The organism is Limnohabitans sp. TS-CS-82, from assembly GCF_002943475.1.
In genome coordinates, this window is the sequence record NZ_PTQX01000002.1 from 427,732 (window position 1) to 447,712 (window position 19,981).

Sequence of the window (19,981 nt, forward strand, 5' to 3'; positions counted from 1 at the left end):
ACGAAATACAAGGCGTAAAAAAAGGGCTGAAACAGCCCTTTTTGCAGAGCGTTCAAGCTCAGACTTCAGGCGAACTGCCTGTGCCGTCGGTGGGGTTGAAGTTGACAGCGCGGCCCGGCACGATGGTCGAGATGGCGTGTTTGTAAACCATTTGCGTCACGGTGTTGCGCAGCAACACGACGTATTGGTCAAACGATTCGATTTGGCCTTGCAGCTTGATGCCGTTGACCAAGTAGATGGACACGGGCACATGCTCGCGGCGCAGGATGTTCAAAAATGGGTCTTGCAACAGTTGGCCTTTGTTCTTTGAGTTTTCGGTGTTCACGATATGCTCCGTGTCTGTGTAGTTGAAAGAAATGCCACGTTACCACAGAGCTAGAGGGCTTGTGATATCAGTCGTCTTTGCCTGCGTAAGGGTTACTTGAGGTCTTCATCTCAATTCGCAAGGGGGTACCTTCTAAATTAAAGGCCTTGCGGAATCGCCCTTCCAAGAACCGTTTGTAGGTTTCGGTCACGTGCTCCAGCGAATTGCCGTGAATCACGATGATGGGCGGATTCATGCCACCTTGGTGGGCATAACGCAGCTTGGGGCGGTACATGCCGCCGCGCTGTGGCGACTGAAACTGCACGGCTTCCAGCAACAAGCGGGTGAGCAAAGGCGTTGGCATTTTGCACATGGCTGCTTTGTGGGCTTGCGCAATCGCGCCCCACAACGGCCCCAAACCTTGGCGTTTCTTGGCGGAAATGAAGTGCATGGCCGCAAACTTCAAAAACGGCAAACGCGTCTCAATCGAGCGCATCAGCAATTCGCGCTGGTAAGAGTCCACGGCGTCCCATTTGTTCACGGCCAACACCACAGCGCGGCCGCTTTCCAAGATGTAGCCTGCGATGTGCGCGTCTTGGTCAGTCACGCCCTGCGTGGCATCAAGCAACAACAAAACCACGTTGGCCGACTCAATGGCTTGCAGGGTTTTGACCACTGAGAACTTCTCAATGGCTTCAAACACCTTGCCCTTGCGACGCAAACCAGCCGTGTCGATGAGTTCAAACATTTGGCCATTGCGCTCAAATGGCACACTGATGGCGTCACGTGTGGTGCCAGGCATGTCAAACGCCACCAAACGCTCTTCTCCCAACCATGTGTTGATGAGGGTCGATTTGCCTACGTTGGGGCGGCCGGCCACAGCCAGCTTGATGGTGCCGTTATCGGCGTCAGCATCTTCTTCGTCTGGGTCAGCCAAATTCAGAGGCGCCAAAGCTTGCGCCATCATGTCGCGAATACCTTGTCCATGCGAGGCAGACACAGGCAACACTTCGCCCAAGCCCAGCTCGTAAAACTCGACCAGCTGAGCGCCCTCTTTCATGCCCTCGGCTTTGTTGGCCACCAAAATGGTGGGCTTGCCCAAGCGGCGCAGGTAATTGGCAATGTCGTGGTCTTGGGCCGAAATGCCACCACGAGCATCCACCACAAACACCACCACATCGGCTTCAGCCACGGCTTGTTGGGTTTGACGGGCCATCTCTTTGTAGATGCCATTGTCAGCGGTGGGTTCAAAGCCGCCCGTGTCGATGACGATGAATTCGTGCTTGTCAAAACGGGCATTGCCGTAGTGACGGTCGCGGGTCAAGCCCGCGAAGTCGGCCACGATCGCATCACGCGATTTGGTCAAACGGTTGAACAACGTGGACTTACCAACGTTGGGGCGGCCCACTAAGGCCAATACGGGTTTCAAAACTTAATCCTTTAACTTTCCCAATTACGGGATTTGGAGGCCAGTCACGCGACCTTCGCGTGTGACCACCACATAGCGACCGCCTGCAAACACAGGGGCAGTTGCCAATTCTTCGGTATCGAGCTTGATGCGGTTGAGCAATGCGCCGTCAGCGAGTGACAGCAAATACAACCAGCCGCCGTTGTCAGCCACCAACACGCCGCGCGGCGTGACCAGTGGTGCGCTCAAGATGCGGTATTTCAAACGCTCGGTGTCCCACAGACGTTCGCCATTGCTGCGATTGAACGCTTGCACCACGCCGTTGGACAGTGGCGCGACCAGCAAGGTGTCGTTGCCACTCACGCCCATCTCGCCTGCGGACGGACGTGTCCACACGCCTTGACCACGGTCTGCATTCACACAACCGACAGCGGTCTGGAAGGCACGCACGCACACCACGTCTCCCACGCGGTCAAACGGGGCGACCAAGTCGACCAAACGCTCCACGTCGTTGGTGCCGCGCGGTGTGGCGATGGCGGACTCCCAGCGAATCACACCGGTGTTGGGGTCAAGGCCTGCCAAGCGGCCGGACAAACCGACCACCAAGGTGTTTTTCACAGCCAGCATCACGCCCGCTTGCTTCAAGACCAAAGGCTCGCCTGGGCGCTGTTGCGTCCAGAGTTGGCGGCCTGTGGCGCCATCAAAGGCAATGACCGAACGGTCTGCCGTCAACACAAACACGCGCGCACCGGCCACCAAAGGTGAGGTGAAGGACTGGGCAGGCAAGCTCTTGCGCCATTGCACTTTGCCGTCACGCAAGGTGACGAGTTCGTTGTTGCGGGTGACCACAGCCAGCTGTTGACCATCACTACCCACGCCTGCGGAAATGGCTTGATCCAGCTTCAAACGCCACATATCTTTGCCTGTGGTGGCATCCAAAACGGCCACCACGCCTTGGCTGTTGGCCAAAGCAATGCGGTCTTCACGCGCAGACACGACCAAGGGGAAATCCACCTTGCCCACGTTGGCCGTCCAGCTGGTGCGCACGTCTTGCAACACGGGCACGCCCGGAATTTCAGTGGGCTTGGGGCGCGATGGGCCAGAGCAAGCGGCCAAAGCCACGCACACGCCAGTCAGTGCCAAGCGCGTCAGAGATGTCCAGCTAAATGGTGTGGTGTTCACTTTTTGCTCTCCACAGCAGGTGTGTCTTCGGGGTCAGCGCCCAACGCAGACAATTTCACAGCCACCAAACGGCGGTACTCGGCGTTGGGCTCAAAGCCCTTCCACGCATATTTGTAGTGTTGAACAGCTTCAGCAGGTTGCGCTTGCAACATGGCCAAGTCACCCAAGCGATCGGCCATCAAGGGGGCGAAGGCTTCTGGCACTTTGGCAGTGAGTTGCTTGCGGGCTTCGTCATACGCTTTGTCTTCCACCAACAAAGCAGCCAAACGCAAACGTGCCAAGGCTTGGTAGCCCTCGTCGCTGGCTTTCTCAACAACCCAGCTCAGCTGAGCTTTGGCATCGGCTTTGCGGTCCTTGTCGTTGTACACGCGGGCGGCCAACAAAGCGGCTTGTTGGGCGTAAGTAGTGCCGGCAAATTTGTCTTTGATGTCGCTCACCGAGCGGTCAAGCAAAGCAATGTCGCCACTCAACGCGGCGCGTTCCACCGTGTCATACAAGGCCGCAGATTGCGCCGCTTGTTTGCCTTGGTAAGACTGCCAACCCATCCAAGCGGCATAGCCGCCCAACACGGCAATCAGCAGCCACGTGATGAGGTCGCCCCAGTTTTTCCAAAAGTGCTTGAGTTCGTCGATTTGTTCTTGGTCTTCAAGGTTGAGGTGCGATGACATGGTGTGAATGCTTTGACTTAAAAATTTAGCGAATTGTAGGGCTCGGCTTATCAGCCAGCGGTTTGAGACGGGGCCACGCCCTGCGACAGTTTGGCAGCCACACGGGTGGTGACGTCTGCCAAGGGCAACGCCTCTTGCGCACCCGCGCCATCGCGCAAGGCTTTGAGGGTAACTTCGCCGCGCGCCAACTCATCGCCGCCAAAAATCAGGGCGAACTGTGCGCCGCTGCCATCGGCCTTTTTGAACTGCGATTTCATGCTGCCCATGCCCTCGCCTGCCCCTGCATGCATTTGCACAGACATGCCTTGCGCACGCAAGGTTTGGATGGTTTTGAACACCACCGGCAAAGCCGAGGCATCGGGCACGATGGCGTACACATCAGGACCCACGGCCTCTGGCAATGTGCCCTGCTCTTTGAGCAACTCGAGCACACGCTCCACGCCCAAGGCCCAGCCCACGGCGGGTGCAGGCTTGCCGCCCACTTGCTCAATCAGGTAGTCGTAACGGCCACCGCCGCAGATGGTGCCTTGCGAGCCCAAGCGGTCGGTCACAAACTCAAACACGGTGAGGTTGTAGTAGTCCATGCCACGCACCAAGCGTGGGTTGATGCGGTAGGCCACGCCACTCGCATCCAAAATGGCTTTCACCGCGTTGAAGTGAGCCAGTGAAGCCTCGCCCAAAAAGTCGATCAACTTCGGTGCGGCTTCGACCACGGCTTGCATCGCTGGATTCTTGGTGTCCAAGATGCGCAAGGGGTTGCTGTGCAGGCGACGCTTGGCTTCTTCGTCCAGCACATCGACATGAGCTTCTAAGTGAGCAATCAAAGCAGTGCGATGCGCCGCACGCTCGTCGGGTTGGCCCAAGCTGTTGAGCTCCAAGCGCACGTCTTGCAAACCCAGTTCTTGCCACAGCGTGGCAGCCAACAAAATGAGCTCGGCATCCACCTCAGCGCCCGGAAAGCCCAAAGCCTCTGCGCCGATTTGGTGGAACTGGCGATAGCGGCCACGTTGTGGGCGCTCGTGGCGAAACATCGGGCCCATGTAATACAGGCGCTGACCACCGTTGTAGAGCATGTTGTGCTCAACCACTGCACGCACCACACCGGCTGTGGCCTCTGGGCGGAGCGTGAGCTGCTCGCCATTCAGGCGGTCTTCAAAGGAGTACATCTCCTTTTCCACAATGTCGGTCACCTCGCCCAAGCCACGCACAAACAAGGCGGTGGGTTCAACGATGGGTGTGCGCAAGTTGCGATACGCGTGGCGTGCCATCAGACCGCGAACCTTCTCTTCCAACCATTCCCATTGGGCTGAGGCTGGAGGCAACAAGTCGTTCATGCCTTTGACAGCGGTCAAGGCTTGGGCTTTGGCAGGTTTTGTTGTTTTGTTTTCTGTCGTCACGATAGGCAGGCGCACGGATTAACCGAAGCGTTTTTCAATGTAGTTTTCAACAATTTGGTGGAACTCTTGCGCGATGTTGTCGCCGCGCAAGGTCATGGCTTTTTCGCCGTCGATGAACACGGGCGCTGCAGGCGCTTCTCCGCTGCCAGGCAGGCTGATGCCAATGTCAGCATGCTTGCTTTCGCCAGGGCCATTCACGATACAACCCATCACCGCGACCTTGAGGTTTTCCACCCCGGGGTATTGGGTGCGCCACACAGGCATTTGCGCGCGTAAGAAGTCGTCAATCGACTTGGCCATTTCTTGGAAGGTCGTGCTGGTGGTGCGACCACATCCGGGGCAAGCCGTGACGCTGGGCACGAAGGTGCGCAGCCCCAAGGCTTGCAAAATCTCAGAAGCAATCACCACCTCTTGCGTGCGGGCTTCGCCGGGCTGAGGTGTGAGCGAGACGCGGATGGTGTCGCCAATGCCTTCTTGCAAAAGAATAGACAAAGCCGTGGCAGAAGCCACTGTGCCTTTGGTGCCCATGCCCGCTTCGGTCAGGCCCAAATGCAGCGGATAGTTGCAGCGCTGAGCCAGCTCACGGTAAACCGCGATCAGGTCTTGCACACCGCTGACTTTGCAGCTGAGCAAAATTTGTTCAGCGGGCATGCCCATGCTCTGTGCCAATTTGGCCGAGTCAATGGCGGAAGTGATGAGCGCCTCGTACATCACTTGCTTGGCTTCAAAGGGCTGGGCGCGCAAAGCGTTTTCGTCCATCAAACGGGCCAACAGTTCTTGGTCTAGGCTGCCCCAATTCACACCAATGCGCACAGCTTTGTTGTAGCGCATCGCGGTTTCAATCATTTGGCCGAATTGCTTGTCGTGCTTATCGCCCTTGCCCACGTTGCCGGGGTTGATGCGGTACTTGGACAAGGCTTGCGCACAGTCTGGAAATTCGGTCAGCAAACGGTGGCCGTTGTAATGGAAGTCGCCAATCAAAGGCACGTTGATGCCCATCTTGTCGAGCTGCTCACGCACATACGGCACAGCGGCAGCTGCTTCGGGTGTGTTGACGGTGATGCGCACCAATTCAGAACCGGCCAATGCCAATTCTTTGATTTGAATAGCCGTGCCAATCGCGTCCACCGTGTCGGTGTTGGTCATGGACTGAACGCGCACAGGCGCATCGCCACCGACCGTGACCACATGGTCGCCCCACGCCACACGCGCTTGCAAGCTGCGGCGTGCTTTGGGTTGTGACAACGCAATGCCATGCGTTTGAGGCAAAGCGGTGCCTTGTGTGTGTGCGTTATTTGCCATCCGAAGCTCCCGGTGCGCTGGCAGGTGCTGCAGCACTGGCCGCTTGTGCGGACACGGCTGCCGAATGAACCGTGGTCACCACCATGTTGCCGGACACGTTGTCAACCACGGGCGCAGGCACTTCGGTGGAAGGCAAAGCAATGGCAGGCTCCACGGGGACCACCACGGTACCCGCGGTGGGATCGTCTTTGAACACCAACAAGCCATGAATTTCTGGCCACAAACCAATCCCCAAGGCCAAGACCAACACAGCCACAGCCGCCCAACGCATGGGGGTGAACAAACGTGCCACAGCGACAAAGCTGGACTGCGGTAAAAAGGAAGGACGGTCCAAAGGAAAGTCCAAACCACGTTCGTTTTTAGCTGCTAAGCGCGACACATCTTGGGTGGGCAACAAGGCCAGCACGGGGGCTGCATCGGTCTTCAATTGGCGGCACACGGCCAAGGTCAAGGCGCGCGCAAACATGGCGTCTGGTAACGCATCCAAATGGTCGGACTCCAAGGCCTCTAGCTTGGCAGGTGACACGCGCAAGGCTTGCGCCAACACGTCGAGCTTGAACCCTGCGTCTTCGCGGAGTTGACGCAACAAGGCTCCAGCTGTCGTGCTCGAGGTAGTCGATGTGGTGGTTTCTTCAGTCATCAGGCTTCAAAAAAGAATGAGGGGTTTGTTCAATGATTGTGTTGGCGCGTGTCAGCGGGTGTCGCACGCTTTTTACAAAATTCAATGGCTTTGTTTGTTTTGTCAGCACTGACGTAGCCCGGTTGCGACAGCGCACGGCCCAACTGGATTTGTGCTTGTGCAAAACGGTTTTGTTCGCACAAGAACCAACCGTAGTTGTGTTGAATGGCGCCTAGCTCAGCTGAGCGCACAGGTGGCTGAGACGCCAACTGCAAGGCTTGCTCAAAACTTTGTTGCGCCAAAGCCGGCGCTTTTGCACGCTGGTGAATCAGTCCAAGCAAGCTATACGCATCGGCATAGTTCGCGTCAATTTGCAAAGCGGCGCGCACTTCTTGCTGCGCTACGTCGTTTTGGTTTTGTTCGTAATACGCACTGGCCAAACTCAGGCGGCGCATCGCGCGTTGGCGGGTGCTGTCGGGCTCGGCTTGCGTGAGCGTGTCGAGCTGCGGCGTAGCACTTGTGCATGCGACCAGACCACAGGCAGCGGCAAGCCAAAGCAACGCGCCACTTGCCAAGCTCCTTGACGTGCAACTGGCAAGGCCACTGATCGCATACCACACGCTCATGACGACACCTGTGTCAGTGGAATCACGCGCTGCTTGGCCATGCGGGCATCGACCTTGGTGCGGTCTTTCACGTCACCCGCAAGCTGGCCGCACGCGGCATCAATGTCGTCACCGCGCGTTTTGCGCACCGTGGTGATGATGCCGGCTTCACTGAGCTGCGCCGCAAACGCTTTGACCGTGGCGGCACTGGAACGTGTGAGACCCGAGGCTGGAAATGGATTGAACGGAATGAGGTTGAATTTGCAAGGCACGCTCTCACCTAAACCGCGTTTGGGCTTGACTAAATCAATCAAGGCTTGCGCGTGTTCGGGTTGGTCGTTCACGCCATCCAACATGCAATATTCAAAGGTGATGAAGTCACGTGGGGCGTGCGCCAAATAGCGGCGGCAAGCGTCCATCAATTCATGCAAAGGGTATTTGCGGTTGAGCGGCACCAAGTTGTCGCGCAAAGCATCGGTGGGTGCATGCAGTGATACGGCCAAGGCCACGGGGCAGTCTTCGCCCAAACGGTCCATCATGGGCACCACACCGGATGTAGACACCGTCACACGACGGCGTGACAAGCCATAGCCGTGGTCGTCCAACATCGAACGCAGCGCAGGCACCAAGGCGCTGTAGTTTTGCAGCGGCTCGCCCATGCCCATCATCACCACGTTGGAGATGACGCGCTCAGTCGTGTTGAACTGCTTGCGCAGCGTGTGCTCGGCAAACCACAGCTGCGACAAGATTTCACCGGTGGTGAGGTTGCGGCTAAAGCCTTGATGTCCTGTCGAGCAAAAACGGCAGCCCACAGCGCAACCAGCTTGCGAGGACACGCACAAAGTGCCTCGGTCATCTTCAGGAATGAACACGGTTTCGACGGCATTGCCGTCACCCACGTCGAACAACCATTTGATGGTGCCGTCGGCGGAGTCGTGTCTGGAAATCGGGGTAAGTGGCTGAACCTGTGCGCAGGTTTTCAGCTTTTCGCGCAGTGACTTGGCAAGATCAGACATCTGATCAAAGTCTTGTGCGCCTTTTTGGTGGATCCACCGGAACAGCTGCGTGGCGCGGAAGCGTTTTTCGCCCAAGCGCTCACAAAAAACGGCCAAACCGTCGAGATCAAAATCAAGCAGGTTGGCCGTCATTTTTTTTGCATCGGCATTGCTGCAAGCAGCAACACCAATTGCCTCTTAGTGACCGTAAACGTTCATGCCAGCGAAGAAGAAGCCGATTTCGACAGCGGCAGTCTCAGCGGCGTCAGAACCGTGCACAGCGTTAGCATCGATGCTGTCAGCGAAGTCAGCGCGGATGGTGCCAGGAGCAGCATCTTTAGGGTTGGTTGCACCCATCAAGTCACGGTTTTTCAAGATTGCGCCTTCGCCTTCGAGCACTTGAATCATGACAGGGCCGGAGACCATGAAATCAACCAAATCTTTGAAGAAAGGACGTGCTTTGTGCACAGCGTAGAACTGTTCGGCTTCGCCGCGTGACAGGTGAGCCATGCGAGCAGCGACAACTTTCAAGCCAGCAGCTTCGAAGCGTGCGTAGATTTGGCCGATGACGTTCTTAGCAACTGCGTCTGGCTTGATGATGGAGAGAGTACGTTCGGTCATTTGGATTTTCCTGTATTGACTGTGATTGAAACTTTTATACGCGATGTGCGAAGCCCGCTATTTTAACCGTTTCAAGGGATTTCCCTCGAACCAGCAAGCGTTTTTGGTGCATCTTGCGTGTGATTTAGCGCCCGCCTCGGCCACCTTGACCGCGATTACCGCCGGAACCACCGGCATTGCCGCCGCCCGAGCGGCCGCCGCCAAAGCTGCCCCCCGCAGAACCACCACGGCGTGGACCACTGCTTGACGGACGTGGACCACCGACCAAGCCGGCTTTGAATGCTTTTTGGCCATCTTTTTTGCGTTGACGCTCCTCGGCGTAGCTGTCTGCACCGATGTAGCCCACTGAGGTTTGCATTGGATCTGGCTGTGGTGCGCGCTCTGGCGCTTTGCCACCGCGGCGGCGCTCTGTACGCACCAAACGCTCGGGGCCACTGCGCTCTTCAGCCGCACGCGGTGTGGATGGACGCGGACCAATGCTGTTGCCGCGACGGCGACTGTTGGCGCGCTCGCTGCGATCATGGCGTGAGGGGCCGCTTTGCATCGGTGCTTCAGCACCGGCTGCTTCCATCAGCGCGCGAATGTCGCGCTCACCCAGCTCTACAAACGCGCCGCGCTTCAAGCCGCGTGGCAACACCATGGCGCCGTAACGAATACGAATCAGGCGGCTCACGGCGTGGCCCACGGCCTCGAACATGCGACGCACTTCGCGGTTGCGACCTTCAGAAATGGTCACGCGATACCAGCAGTTAGAACCTTCGCCACCGCCCTCTTCGATCGAGCCAAATTGGGCGGGACCGTCGTCGAGCTGAATGCCGGTGATGAGTTGTTCTTTTTGGTCTTTGCTGAGTTTGCCCAGCGAGCGCACCGCGTATTCGCGTTGCAAACCAAAGCGTGGGTGCATCAGCTGGTTGGCCAACTCACCAGAGCTGGTGAACAGCAACAAGCCTTCGGTGTTCAAGTCCAAACGACCGACCGATTGCCATTTGCCTTGGTACAGGCGGGGCAAGCGGCGGAAAACAGTCGGGCGGTTTTGTGGATCATCAGTGGTCACCACTTCGCCCGCAGGCTTGTGATACGCAATGACGCGCGGAGGCGGCGGCGCAATGCGCACCTTGAGCTGACGGCCATTGACCTTTATTTGGTCGCCAAACTGCACGCGCTGGCCAGTGTGGGCCACCTCGTTGTTGACGGCCACATGGCCTTCGGCAATCAAGCGCTCCATCTCGATCCGCGAGCCCATACCCGATTGGGCCAAGACTTTGTGCAGCTTCGGTGATTCAGGTTGTGGCAAGAGCACTCGCTTTTCTGGCGCAGCTTCGGCGCGGATCAGCTCGGCATCGAACTCGCCAGAAACGACGTCGTCAAAGTCAAACGCGGTGTCGTCGTCATCCAAAAATTCGTCGTGTGATTCGGTTGGCTTGCCACCCAGGTCGTGGTGTTTAGTGTTCATGTGTGTCGTCGCCGGTTGGGGCGGGGTCTCTGGGTGAGGAAAGTTCAAAAATAGGGGCATCGTCGCTGAGCGCCGTTGGGGCTTGTGCGGCCACTTCTGCAACCGCCTCGCCTTCGACTGGCGTGGCAACTTCAGTCGCATCAGCAGACTCAAGGGCCATGTTCATTTGTAAAGATGGGTCGTCTTCGCCCAAACGGGCAAAGGCGTTGGCTTGCGCCTGGGCGCTGTCGTACACAGGCAATTGGTCGAGTGAGGCCAAGCCTAAGTCGTCCAAGAACTGGCGTGTGGTGGCGTACAAAGAAGGACGGCCCACGGTTTCGCGGTGGCCAATCACTTCGACCCAGCCACGGTCTTCGAGTTGTTTGATGACGAGTGAATTAACGGTCACGCCACGGATGTCTTCCATGTCGCCACGGGTCACCGGTTGGCGGTAGGCAATGATGGCCAAGGTTTCCATCACGGCACGTGAATATTTAGGAGGCTTCTCAGGGTTCAAACGGTCCAAATATTCACGCATTTCTGGGCGGCTTTGAAAGCGCCAACCGGTGGCCACTTGCACCAGCTCAACGCCGCGCTGCGCCCAGTCGAGCTGCATTTCTTCCAGCAAGGTGCGAATGGTGTCTGCGCCCAAGGCGTCAGAGAACAGCACGCGCAAATCGCGAATCTGGATGGGTTGGTGCGAACAAATCAGGGCGGTCTCAAGTACGCGCTTGGCATCCACGGTGTTCATCGTGAGAGTTCCGGGTCAAGGGTCGAGGAAAAGGCCTACGAAAATTCATCTCGAGGCAGTAAGGGCCATGCGGGGCATGGCACGAGTCAGAGCCAAAGGGCTCACCGCTTTCACAAGCGTGAGCCTATATTGTAACGGAGGTGGCTGGAAAGACCTAGTCGGGGCGCTTGAGGCCCAAACCGGCCAGTAAATTGACCATATCGTCAGGCAATGGCGCTTCAAATTTGAGAGGCTCGCCGGTGATGGGATGGTCAAAGCTCAGGCGGAAAGCATGCAAGGCTTGGCGGTCAATGCCAAGCGTCATCGGCCCTGCATAAAGCGAATCGCCCACCAGCGGATGACCAAAGTGCGCCATGTGCACGCGAATTTGATGCGTGCGGCCTGTGTGCAAGGTGCATTGCACCAAACAAGCTTCTTCTTGACTGCTCAGACATTCAAAGGTGGTGTGGGCTTCTTTGCCTGGCAAGCGCTCCAGATCAACCACAGCCATGCGCAAGCGGTTGCGGTAGTCGCGGCCAATGGCAGCCACGATGTCGCGCACAGGTGTGCCACTCCATTTGCGGTAGGCCACGGCCAAATATTCGCGGTGCACTTCACGTTCTGCAATCATGGCCACCAAGGCATCCATGGCGCGACGCGTGCGCGCTACGATCATCAAGCCACTGGTGTCTTTATCAAGGCGGTGCACGATGCCCGCGCGGGGCAGCATCACCGCTTGTGGGTCCAAGGCCAGCAAGCCATTGAGCAGTGTGCCGCTCCAGTTACCGGGCGCAGGATGTACCACCAAACCTGCTGGCTTGAACAGCACACGCAGATCTTCGTCTTGGTAAATGACGTCCAACGGGATGTCTTCTGGTTTGAAAGCCTGACTCTGCGGCGTAGGCCTCAAGATGAGTTGATAACGCTCGCCCATACGCACCTTGGCCGAGGCCTTGGTCATCACGCGAGAGGTGGGCAACACGCAGCTGACACACCCTTCGCTGAGCAACTGCTGAGAGAAGCTGCGCGAGAACTCAGGCAACAACACAGCCAGAGCGCGGTCTAGACGCTCGCCATGCAAATCGTTGGGGATGGAGAGTTCACGGGTTTCCACCTCTGGCCCGTCGATGAGGTCGACATGCTCATCGAGCAAAACATCCTCCTGAACAGGCGTGGGGGATGGTGGCTGAGCCGATAGAATGGATTTACTTTGCTTCAAGAGGTTGACCTGTGGTGTTACGACTCAAATTATCGACTGTGTGGATGGCCATTGGCCTATCGACTGCTATTCTTTTCACAGGATGCGCCGACAGCAACTACGACCCCACCAAAGACTGGAGCAACGACAAGCTCTACAACGAGGCCAAAGACGAAATGGCCGCGGGCGGTTACGACAAAGCCATTGGCATGTATGAAAAGCTCGAAGGCCGTGCTGCTGGCACGCCTTTGGCACAACAAGCTCAGCTAGACAAAGCATGGGCGCAGTACAAAACCAACGAACCCGTGCAAGCTGTCGCCACACTGGACCGCTTCATCAAGCTGCACCCTGCCAGTCCAGCAATGGACTATGCGCTGTACCTCAAAGGTTTGGTCAACTTCAACGACAACTTGGGACTCATGTCATCTGTCGCCGAACAAGATTTAGCTGAACGCGACCCTAAGCAAGCGAAAGAATCGTTTGAAGCCTTCCGCGAATTGGTGAATCGATTCCCAAGCTCAAAGTATGCAGAAGATGCACGCTTGCGCATGGCATTTATCAAAAACTCACTGGCGCGTTCAGACGTCCACGTGGCGCGCTTCTATTACCAACGTGGCGCCTATGTAGCGGCGATCAACCGCGCACAAACTACGGTGCAGGAGTTCCGCGATGTGCCAGCGGTCGAAGAAGCTTTGTTCATCATGGTGCAGTCCTACGATAAGTTAGGTCTGAACCAGTTGCGCGATGACACCAAACGCGTGTTAGAAACCACCTACCCCAACACAGCCTTCTTGTACCCAGAGCGCGCAGCGACTAAAGAGTCGTGGTGGAAGTTCTGGAAATAAAGTCTAGGTTGAGCGCCTCCAACGACTGAGCCAACGCCTCAGTCGTTTGCAACTGACGCATGGGCGGCAAAGCCGCCATCAAACGACGGCCATAACCTGTGGTGACCAAACGGTTGTCACACAGCACCAAAACCCCTTGGTCAGATTCGGTGCGAATCAATCGTCCAGCCCCCTGCTTCAAAGCCACCACAGCCTCTGGCACAAAGTAGTCGTTGAACGGGCTGCGGCCTTGCGACTCTAAGCGCTTGCTGCGCGCCTCGACCAATGGATCGTTCGGCGGCGGAAACGGCAGCTTGTCGATGATGACCAACTGCAGCGCATCACCCGGCACATCAAAGCCTTCCCAGAAGGTGGCCGAAGCCACCAACACGCAACCGCCCTCACCCACTTTCGCACCGTCGCGAAAACGCTCCATCAAGTGACGCTTGGGCCATTCGCCTTGCACCAACACCTCGATGCCTGAGCCTTCGAGTTGCTGCTTCATCACATCGCCAATCGCACGCAAGGCGCGCAAGGTGGTGGTGAGCACCAAAGTGCGGCCACCCAAGCGACGCACAGCGTCGCTGGCGATGGCAGCCACCTGAGCACTGTGTGCTGGGTCGTTGGGACGCACGATGTCGCGCGGCACATAAAGCGAAGCTTGCGCTGGGTAATCAAAAGGACTGCTCACGCGCAACACTGTGGCGGACTCCAAACCACAAGGCTCGGTGAACCAACGCAGGCGTGGGTCGTCCCCCAAAGTGGCCGAGGTGAACACCCAGCTGCGTGGGCGTGTGTCTTCTGCGGGGCGCATGGGAAACGCGCTGTCGAATGGGGGAGCTTCGGCATCGTGGTCATGTACGTTGGATGCGTCTTCTGCTTCGTGTGAGACAACAGCTTCGTCGAACATAGGTTCATCGTGCCAAGGGGGCGGCTCTTGGTCTGCGCCATCCTCTGCCATGGCGGCTGACTGCTTCATCAAACGTTCACGCACAGTTTCAGCAATGTCCAAAGGTGCTTCCATCAAACGCATTTGCGATGCGCTCACGTCCACCCAACGCACGGCATCGGGTGCACACGGATTCAAGAAGGCATCGACACGTTTAGCCACTTCAGCCACACGGTCATGCAGGCGCATGAAGTCGGGAGCAATTTCACTCACCGTATCGAGTGCCTGCAAAGCTTGTACGCAAGCAGCGCCCACATCTTGCAGCGATTGCTCCCATGCGCCCGCGTGAATGCCCTCCGGCGCCTCCTCGGTCCAACGCAGCTTGACCGCACCCATGCGTTTGCCGCCCATCAAGCGCAGCTCGCGAGCAGCGCGCTCCAGCCCTGAGCACACACCTTGCCAATCGGCTAAGCCACGCGCCAATTGCAACCCGGTGGCCAACATGTCACGCGTCACATCGAGCAACTGTGCCGTCCCCAATTGGTGACCTAAAAAATTCACACCCACTTCGTTGAGCTGGTGCGCCTCATCAAAAATCACCACGCGCACGCTGGGCAGCAACTCGGCCATGCCGGTTTCGCGCACGGCCATGTCGGCGAAAAACAAATGGTGGTTGATGACCACCACGTCTGCACCTAGGGCCTCACGCCGTGCGGCATTGACATGACACGTTTTGAACTTGGGGCATTGCGAGCCCAAGCAGTTTTCACGGTTGGACGTGATGAGCGGAATCAAAGGTGAACGCTCATCCAAACCGGGCAACTCGGCCAAGTCCCCCGTGCGTGTGCTGAGTGACCATGTCTCCACGCGCGACAACAAATGCACGGTGTGGCGGTCTGGGATTTGTGTGTCGCGTCGCGCCATTTCCATGCGGTGCGTACACAGGTAGCTGGAGCGCCCTTTGAGCAAAGCCAAGCGAATGGGCAAGTTGAGGGCTTGCACCAAACGCGGCAAATCACGCGCAAAGAGTTGGTCTTGTAAGGCCTTTGTGGCGGTTGACAACAACACGCGCTCACCACTCAGCAACGCTGGCACCAAATAGGCAAAGGTCTTGCCGACACCTGTTCCCGCCTCGACCACCAAACTGCCACCGTGTGCCACCACATCGGCCACAGCGAGCGCCATGTCAGTTTGACCTTGGCGCGGGTTGAAATGGTCAGTGGCGCGTGCCAACACACCCAGCGGTGCAAAGGCCTCTTGCACCAAATCGCGCAAGGGATGTGTCATCGGCCAGGCACTGGCAGCGGCGCTGCGGGTTCTTTGGTGCGTTCGCGCAATTTCTTTTCTACATCGGCACGGTGCTGTGCAGCTTCGCGTTGCTTTTGCTCGTACTCACCGCGTTTGGTGCCTTGCAGCTCATGCTCCATTTGCTTTTGTGCATTGGCATCGGCTCGGTCTTTGCTCGCTTGAACGGCTTGCGCGCGATTGGCTTGCGCTTCCTTGGTTTTGGCTTCGCTGGTTTTTTCTTCTGTGCGTTGCACAGCCTCTTCGGCTTGGATGCGGCGCTCAGTGGCGTTGTAACGCAGCTCTTCCTTGCGCAAAGCGGCATTGGCTTGGATGCGACGCTCGCGTGCTTGAATGCGACAACTCGTCACATCAAAGTTTTGATAGCAAGCCTTGAGCTCTTGTTGATAGGTGTCTTCCAGCTTTTGCCTGAGTGCAGACAAGCGCTGACCTTCTGCTTGACGCGCTTCTAAGCTTGGCGCACTCGCAGGCACTTGCGTTTGCGAGTAAGAAGCTGTCCAAATACAAGCCGCGCAGGTGAAGAAAAGAATCGCTTTTTTCATGTCAACCCCGTATCCACGGTACGACGCTCCAACGCCAAGAACTCAGCCGATTGCATCTCGTTCAAGCGAGACACCGTACGCGGGAACTCGTGCGACATCGGGCCCTCGGTGTACAACTCTTCAGGGGGCACAGCCGCTGACAACATGAGCTTGACGCGTCGGTCGTACAACACATCTACCAGCCAAGTGAAGCGGCGAGCTTCGGCAGCCTTGTTCACAGGCATGAGTGGCACATCGCTGAGGAGCACCGTGTGAAATTGGCTGGCAATTTCTAAGTAATCGTTTTGTGAACGCGGGCCGCCGCACAAGTCTTTGAAGTCAAACCACACCACGCCACCGGCACGGCGACGGGCTTTGATTTCACGGGCTTCGATGTGCAACACGGGATCTTCGTCTTGGCACTCAGCCAAGCGGTTGAACGCATCAGTCATCGCCGCATCGGCCTTCGCACCTAGCGGACGCAGATACAGTTCGACCTGCTCTAGCGTGCGACGGCGGTAGTCAGTGCCGTTGTCCACATTAATGATTTGCAACTCTTTGTTGAGCAACGCAATCGCGGGCAAGATGCGATCGCGGTGCATGCCGCCCGGATACAAATCGTCAGGCTTAAAGTTAGAGGTGGTCACAAAGCCCACGCCGTTGTCAAACAGGGCATCAAGCAAGCGATGCAAGATCATCGCGTCCGTGATGTCGGCCACGTGAAATTCGTCAAAGCAAATCAGCTTGTACCGCTTGGACATTTGTTTGCCCAACACATCCAGCGGGTTGACCGTGCCTTGCAGTTCACGCAGCTCACGGTGCACCTCACGCATGAACTCATGGAAATGCAAACGGGTTTTGCGCTTGATCGGCACAGCTTCGAAAAAGCAATCCATCAAAAAGCTTTTGCCGCGCCCCACCCCACCAAACATGTACACGCCACGCGGAATAGCGGGACGGTTGACCATCTTCTTCAACGCGTTGGATCGCTTCTCTTTGTAAGCGGCCCACTCGCTGGCGCAACGCTCTAGGGCATCAATCGCTCGCAACTGCGCAGGGTCGCTTTTGAAGCCTCGAATTTCGAGTTCTTTGAGGTAGTTTTCGTGGACGGGTTGTTTGGCTGACATAGGGCTCTATTGTGCCTTGCCCATGAAAAAGGCCCGCTGTTGCCAGCGGGCTTTTTAGACGCAAGACGGATGAATTTGCTTAGAAATTCAACGTGCGTTTATCCACCGCCAAAGCAGCCTCTTTCGTTGCCTCAGACAACGAAGGATGTGCGTGGCAAATGCGTGCGATGTCTTCGGCAGACGCCTTGAACTCCATCGCCACCACAGCTTCAGAGATCAACTCTGACACCTGTGGGCCCACCATGTGCACGCCCAAGATTTCGTCGGTCGTGGCATCGGCCAAGAACTTGACCATACCGGTGGTGTCGCCCAAAGCGCGTGCACGGCCGTTCGCGAGGAACGGGAACGTGCCGGCCTTGTACGCCACACCGTCGGCCTTGAGCTGTTGCTCAGTGCGGCCCACCCAAGCGATTTCGGGGCTGGTGTAGATGACCCAAGGGATGGTGTTGAAGTTGACGTGACCGTGTTGGCCTGCCATGCGCTCTGCCACAGCAACGCCTTCTTCTTCGGCTTTGTGCGCGAGCATCGGGCCACGCACCACGTCGCCCACCGCCCACACGCCGGGCACGTTGGTTTTGCAATCGCCGTCCACAACAATCGCACCGCGCTCGTCGAGTTGCAAGCCAATGGCTTCGGCGTTCAAGCCGATGGTGTTAGGCACGCGTCCGATGGATACGATGAGCTTGTCAGCATCCAACACAATAGCTTCGCCTTTGGCGTTGGTGTAGTTGACGGTGACGCCCTTCTTGCCGTTGACGATCTCGCCAACTTTCACGCCGAGTTCGATCTTCAAGCCTTGCTTGTCGAATGCTTTCTTGGCTTCTTTGGCAATTTGCTCGTCCACAGCGCCGAGGAATGTGGGCAGGCCTTCGAGGATGGTCACGTCAGCGCCGAGTCGACGCCACACAGAACCCATCTCCAAACCGATCACGCCTGAGCCGATCAAGGCCAACTTCTTAGGTACAGCGCCCACGCGCAATGCACCGTCGTTGGACAACACGTTGACTTCGTCAAACGGTGTGCCGGGCAACGCACGGGCGTTCGAGCCTGTGGCGATGATGACTTGCTTGGCTGTGATGGACTCTTCTGTTTTGCCAGCCACGTTGATGGTGTAGCCGCTTTCAGCCTTGCCAGCAAAGCTGCCACGACCGTGGAAGAAAGTGACTTTGTTTTTCTTGAACAGGTACAAGATGCCATCATTGTTTTGTTTCACAACGTTGTCCTTGCGGGCAATCATCTTGGCCACATCCATCTTCACGTCCTTGGCAGTGATGCCGTGCTCTGCGAAGTGATGGTTGGCATGGTCAAAGTGTTCGCTGGACTGCAGCAAAGCCTTAGAGGGAATGCAACCCACGTTGGTACATGTGCCACCGGGCGCTGGGCCACCGGCTGCGTTTTTCCATTCGTCGATACAAGCGACTTGGAAACCGAGTTGTGCAGCACGAATCGCTGCGATGTAGCCACCGGGACCACCACCAATGACGACGACGTCGAATTGTTTACTCATGGGAATATCTCTTGAATGAACAACGCCCCCAAAAGAGGGGGCATTGAAAATGGGTGAATTAAATGTCGAACAGCAAGCGAGCTGGATCTTCCAGCGCTTCTTTCATCGCCACCAAGCCCAAGACAGCTTCACGGCCGTCAATGATGCGGTGGTCGTAAGACATCGCGAAGTAGTTCATGGGGCGAACCACCACTTGACCGTTTTCCACCATGGCGCGGTCTTTGGTCGCGTGCACGCCCAGAATCGCAGACTGTGGTGGGTTGATGATCGGGGTCGACATCATGGAGCCGAAGGTGCCGCCGTTGGAGATAGAGAAAGTACCGCCGGTCATCTCTTCTAAGCCCAACTTGCCGTCACGGGCTTTCACGCCGAATTCAGCAATTTTCTTCTCGATGTCGGCAAAGCTCATTTGATCGGCGTTGCGCAAAATTGGCACCACCAGACCGCGTGGCGAGCCCACAGCGATACCGATGTCGAAGTAGCCGTGGTAGACGATGTCATTGCCGTCGACCGAAGCGTTCAACACGGGGAACTTCTTCAAGGCGTGCACTGCAGCTTTGACGAAGAAGCTCATGAAGCCCAACTTGCAACCGTGTTCCTTTTCGAAACGATCCTGCATGCGCTTGCGCATGTCCATGACGGGAGCCATGTTGATTTCGTTAAACGTGGTCAGGATGGCGTTGGTCGATTGCGATTGCAACAAACGCTCAGCCACGCGAGCACGCAGACGTGTCATGGGCACGCGTTGCTCTGGGCGGTCACCCAAAGCCACGACAGATGCCGCAACTTGTGGCAGTGACTTGGCAGGTGCGCCAGTAGGAATCACAGCAGCAGTGGATTGCACACCACCAGCCACAGCAGACAACACATCACCTTTGGTAACGCGACCGTCTTTGCCTGTGCCAGACACAGAGCCGGCAGCCAAGTTGTTGTCAGCCATCAGTTTGGCTGCAGCGGGCATGGCCACGCCGGCTTTGCTGCTAGAAGCAGCTGCAGCTGCTGCAGGAGCAGCAGCGGCTGGTGCGGCAGCAGGTGCTGCGGCTGCGGGAGCGGCAACTGCGCCAACTTTGCCATCGGTGTCGATGCGAGCGATGAGCTGCTCAGCAGCCACTGTGCCGCCATCAGCGACCACGATTTCGCACAACACGCCAGCAGCTGGTGCGGGCACTTCGAGCACCACTTTGTCAGTCTCGATGTCGATCAAGATTTCGTCAGCAGCAACTGACTCGCCCACTTTCTTTTTCCATTGCAGCATGGTGGCTTCGGCCACGGATTCGGACAGCTGAGGAACTTTTACTTCGATGATTGCCATGTTTATCTCTCTTTATTTGAGTGTTCGTTTCAACG

General features: G+C 57.1%; 19 protein-coding genes. 1 reads left to right on the forward strand and 18 read right to left on the reverse strand.

The features are described 5' to 3' along the window. Positions 1–58: 58 nt before the first annotated feature. From hfq to C5F52_RS06455, 13 genes are all read right to left on the reverse strand, one after another. Complete coding sequence (gene hfq / locus C5F52_RS06395; protein ID WP_104797494.1) at positions 59–325, reverse strand: RNA chaperone Hfq; 267 nt, start codon at positions 323–325, stop codon at positions 59–61. 67 nt (positions 326–392) lie between these two features. Further along, positions 393–1,733: a ribosome biogenesis GTPase Der gene (gene der, locus C5F52_RS06400; protein WP_104797495.1), complete on the reverse strand. Its 1,341-nt coding sequence runs from the start codon at positions 1,731–1,733 to the stop codon at positions 393–395. A gap of 24 nt (positions 1,734–1,757) precedes the next feature. Next, complete coding sequence (bamB, locus tag C5F52_RS06405) at positions 1,758–2,894, reverse strand: outer membrane protein assembly factor BamB (RefSeq protein WP_104797496.1); 1,137 nt, start codon at positions 2,892–2,894, stop codon at positions 1,758–1,760. Beyond that, on the reverse strand, positions 2,891–3,562 hold the full coding sequence (locus tag C5F52_RS06410; RefSeq protein ID WP_104797497.1) for a tetratricopeptide repeat protein: 672 nt from the start codon (positions 3,560–3,562) through the stop codon (positions 2,891–2,893). The genes bamB and C5F52_RS06410 overlap by 4 nt, the downstream gene beginning before the upstream one ends. 50 nt (positions 3,563–3,612) lie before the next feature. Then, entirely contained in the window at positions 3,613–4,896 is a 1,284-nt protein-coding gene (gene hisS, locus C5F52_RS06415) for a histidine--tRNA ligase (RefSeq protein WP_104797836.1), read from the reverse strand. Between the two features lie 81 nt (positions 4,897–4,977). After that, positions 4,978–6,261, reverse strand: a complete 1,284-nt coding sequence (gene ispG, locus C5F52_RS06420; protein ID WP_104797498.1) for a flavodoxin-dependent (E)-4-hydroxy-3-methylbut-2-enyl-diphosphate synthase — start codon at positions 6,259–6,261, stop codon at positions 4,978–4,980. Beyond that, complete coding sequence (locus tag C5F52_RS06425; protein ID WP_104797499.1) at positions 6,251–6,901, reverse strand: RodZ family helix-turn-helix domain-containing protein; 651 nt, start codon at positions 6,899–6,901, stop codon at positions 6,251–6,253. Before C5F52_RS06425 ends, ispG begins: the two co-directional genes overlap by 11 nt. A 29-nt stretch (positions 6,902–6,930) precedes the next feature. Continuing rightward, complete coding sequence (locus C5F52_RS06430) at positions 6,931–7,506, reverse strand: hypothetical protein (protein WP_104797500.1); 576 nt, start codon at positions 7,504–7,506, stop codon at positions 6,931–6,933. After that, positions 7,503–8,633, reverse strand: a complete 1,131-nt coding sequence (gene rlmN / locus C5F52_RS06435; RefSeq protein WP_104797501.1) for a 23S rRNA (adenine(2503)-C(2))-methyltransferase RlmN — start codon at positions 8,631–8,633, stop codon at positions 7,503–7,505. Before rlmN ends, C5F52_RS06430 begins: the two co-directional genes overlap by 4 nt. 45 nt (positions 8,634–8,678) lie before the next feature. Further along, positions 8,679–9,101 carry a nucleoside-diphosphate kinase gene (gene ndk / locus C5F52_RS06440; RefSeq protein ID WP_104797502.1) on the reverse strand — a complete coding sequence of 141 codons (423 nt, stop codon included), beginning with the start codon at positions 9,099–9,101 and terminating at the stop codon, positions 8,679–8,681. Positions 9,102–9,225: 124 nt separating this feature from the next. Then, complete coding sequence (locus C5F52_RS06445; protein WP_104797503.1) at positions 9,226–10,614, reverse strand: pseudouridine synthase; 1,389 nt, start codon at positions 10,612–10,614, stop codon at positions 9,226–9,228. Then, positions 10,544–11,284, reverse strand: coding sequence for an SMC-Scp complex subunit ScpB (gene scpB, locus C5F52_RS06450; protein WP_104797504.1), 741 nt, complete (start codon positions 11,282–11,284; stop codon positions 10,544–10,546). Before scpB ends, C5F52_RS06445 begins: the two co-directional genes overlap by 71 nt. A gap of 154 nt (positions 11,285–11,438) precedes the next feature. After that, complete coding sequence (locus tag C5F52_RS06455; protein ID WP_104797837.1) at positions 11,439–12,464, reverse strand: RluA family pseudouridine synthase; 1,026 nt, start codon at positions 12,462–12,464, stop codon at positions 11,439–11,441. A gap of 32 nt (positions 12,465–12,496) precedes the next feature. Between C5F52_RS06455 and C5F52_RS06460 the strand changes: the two genes are divergently transcribed. After that, positions 12,497–13,306 (forward strand): outer membrane protein assembly factor BamD, encoded by an 810-nt coding sequence (locus C5F52_RS06460; protein WP_236657754.1) that lies wholly within the window; start codon positions 12,497–12,499, stop codon positions 13,304–13,306. On the opposite strand, the gene C5F52_RS06465 is transcribed toward C5F52_RS06460, so the two are convergent. The 5 genes from C5F52_RS06465 to odhB form a co-directional block, all read right to left on the reverse strand. Then, complete coding sequence (locus tag C5F52_RS06465; RefSeq protein WP_104797506.1) at positions 13,275–15,461, reverse strand: ATP-dependent DNA helicase; 2,187 nt, start codon at positions 15,459–15,461, stop codon at positions 13,275–13,277. The genes C5F52_RS06460 and C5F52_RS06465 overlap by 32 nt on opposite strands. Next, positions 15,458–16,021 carry a hypothetical protein gene (locus C5F52_RS06470; RefSeq protein WP_104797507.1) on the reverse strand — a complete coding sequence of 188 codons (564 nt, stop codon included), beginning with the start codon at positions 16,019–16,021 and terminating at the stop codon, positions 15,458–15,460. Before C5F52_RS06470 ends, C5F52_RS06465 begins: the two co-directional genes overlap by 4 nt. Further along, positions 16,018–17,127, reverse strand: a complete 1,110-nt coding sequence (gene zapE / locus C5F52_RS06475; protein WP_104797508.1) for a cell division protein ZapE — start codon at positions 17,125–17,127, stop codon at positions 16,018–16,020. Before zapE ends, C5F52_RS06470 begins: the two co-directional genes overlap by 4 nt. A gap of 79 nt (positions 17,128–17,206) precedes the next feature. Next, entirely contained in the window at positions 17,207–18,634 is a 1,428-nt protein-coding gene (gene lpdA, locus C5F52_RS06480; protein WP_104797509.1) for a dihydrolipoyl dehydrogenase, read from the reverse strand. A 58-nt stretch (positions 18,635–18,692) separates the two neighbouring features. Continuing rightward, entirely contained in the window at positions 18,693–19,946 is a 1,254-nt protein-coding gene (gene odhB, locus C5F52_RS06485) for a 2-oxoglutarate dehydrogenase complex dihydrolipoyllysine-residue succinyltransferase (protein ID WP_104797510.1), read from the reverse strand. Positions 19,947–19,981: the final 35 nt, after the last annotated feature.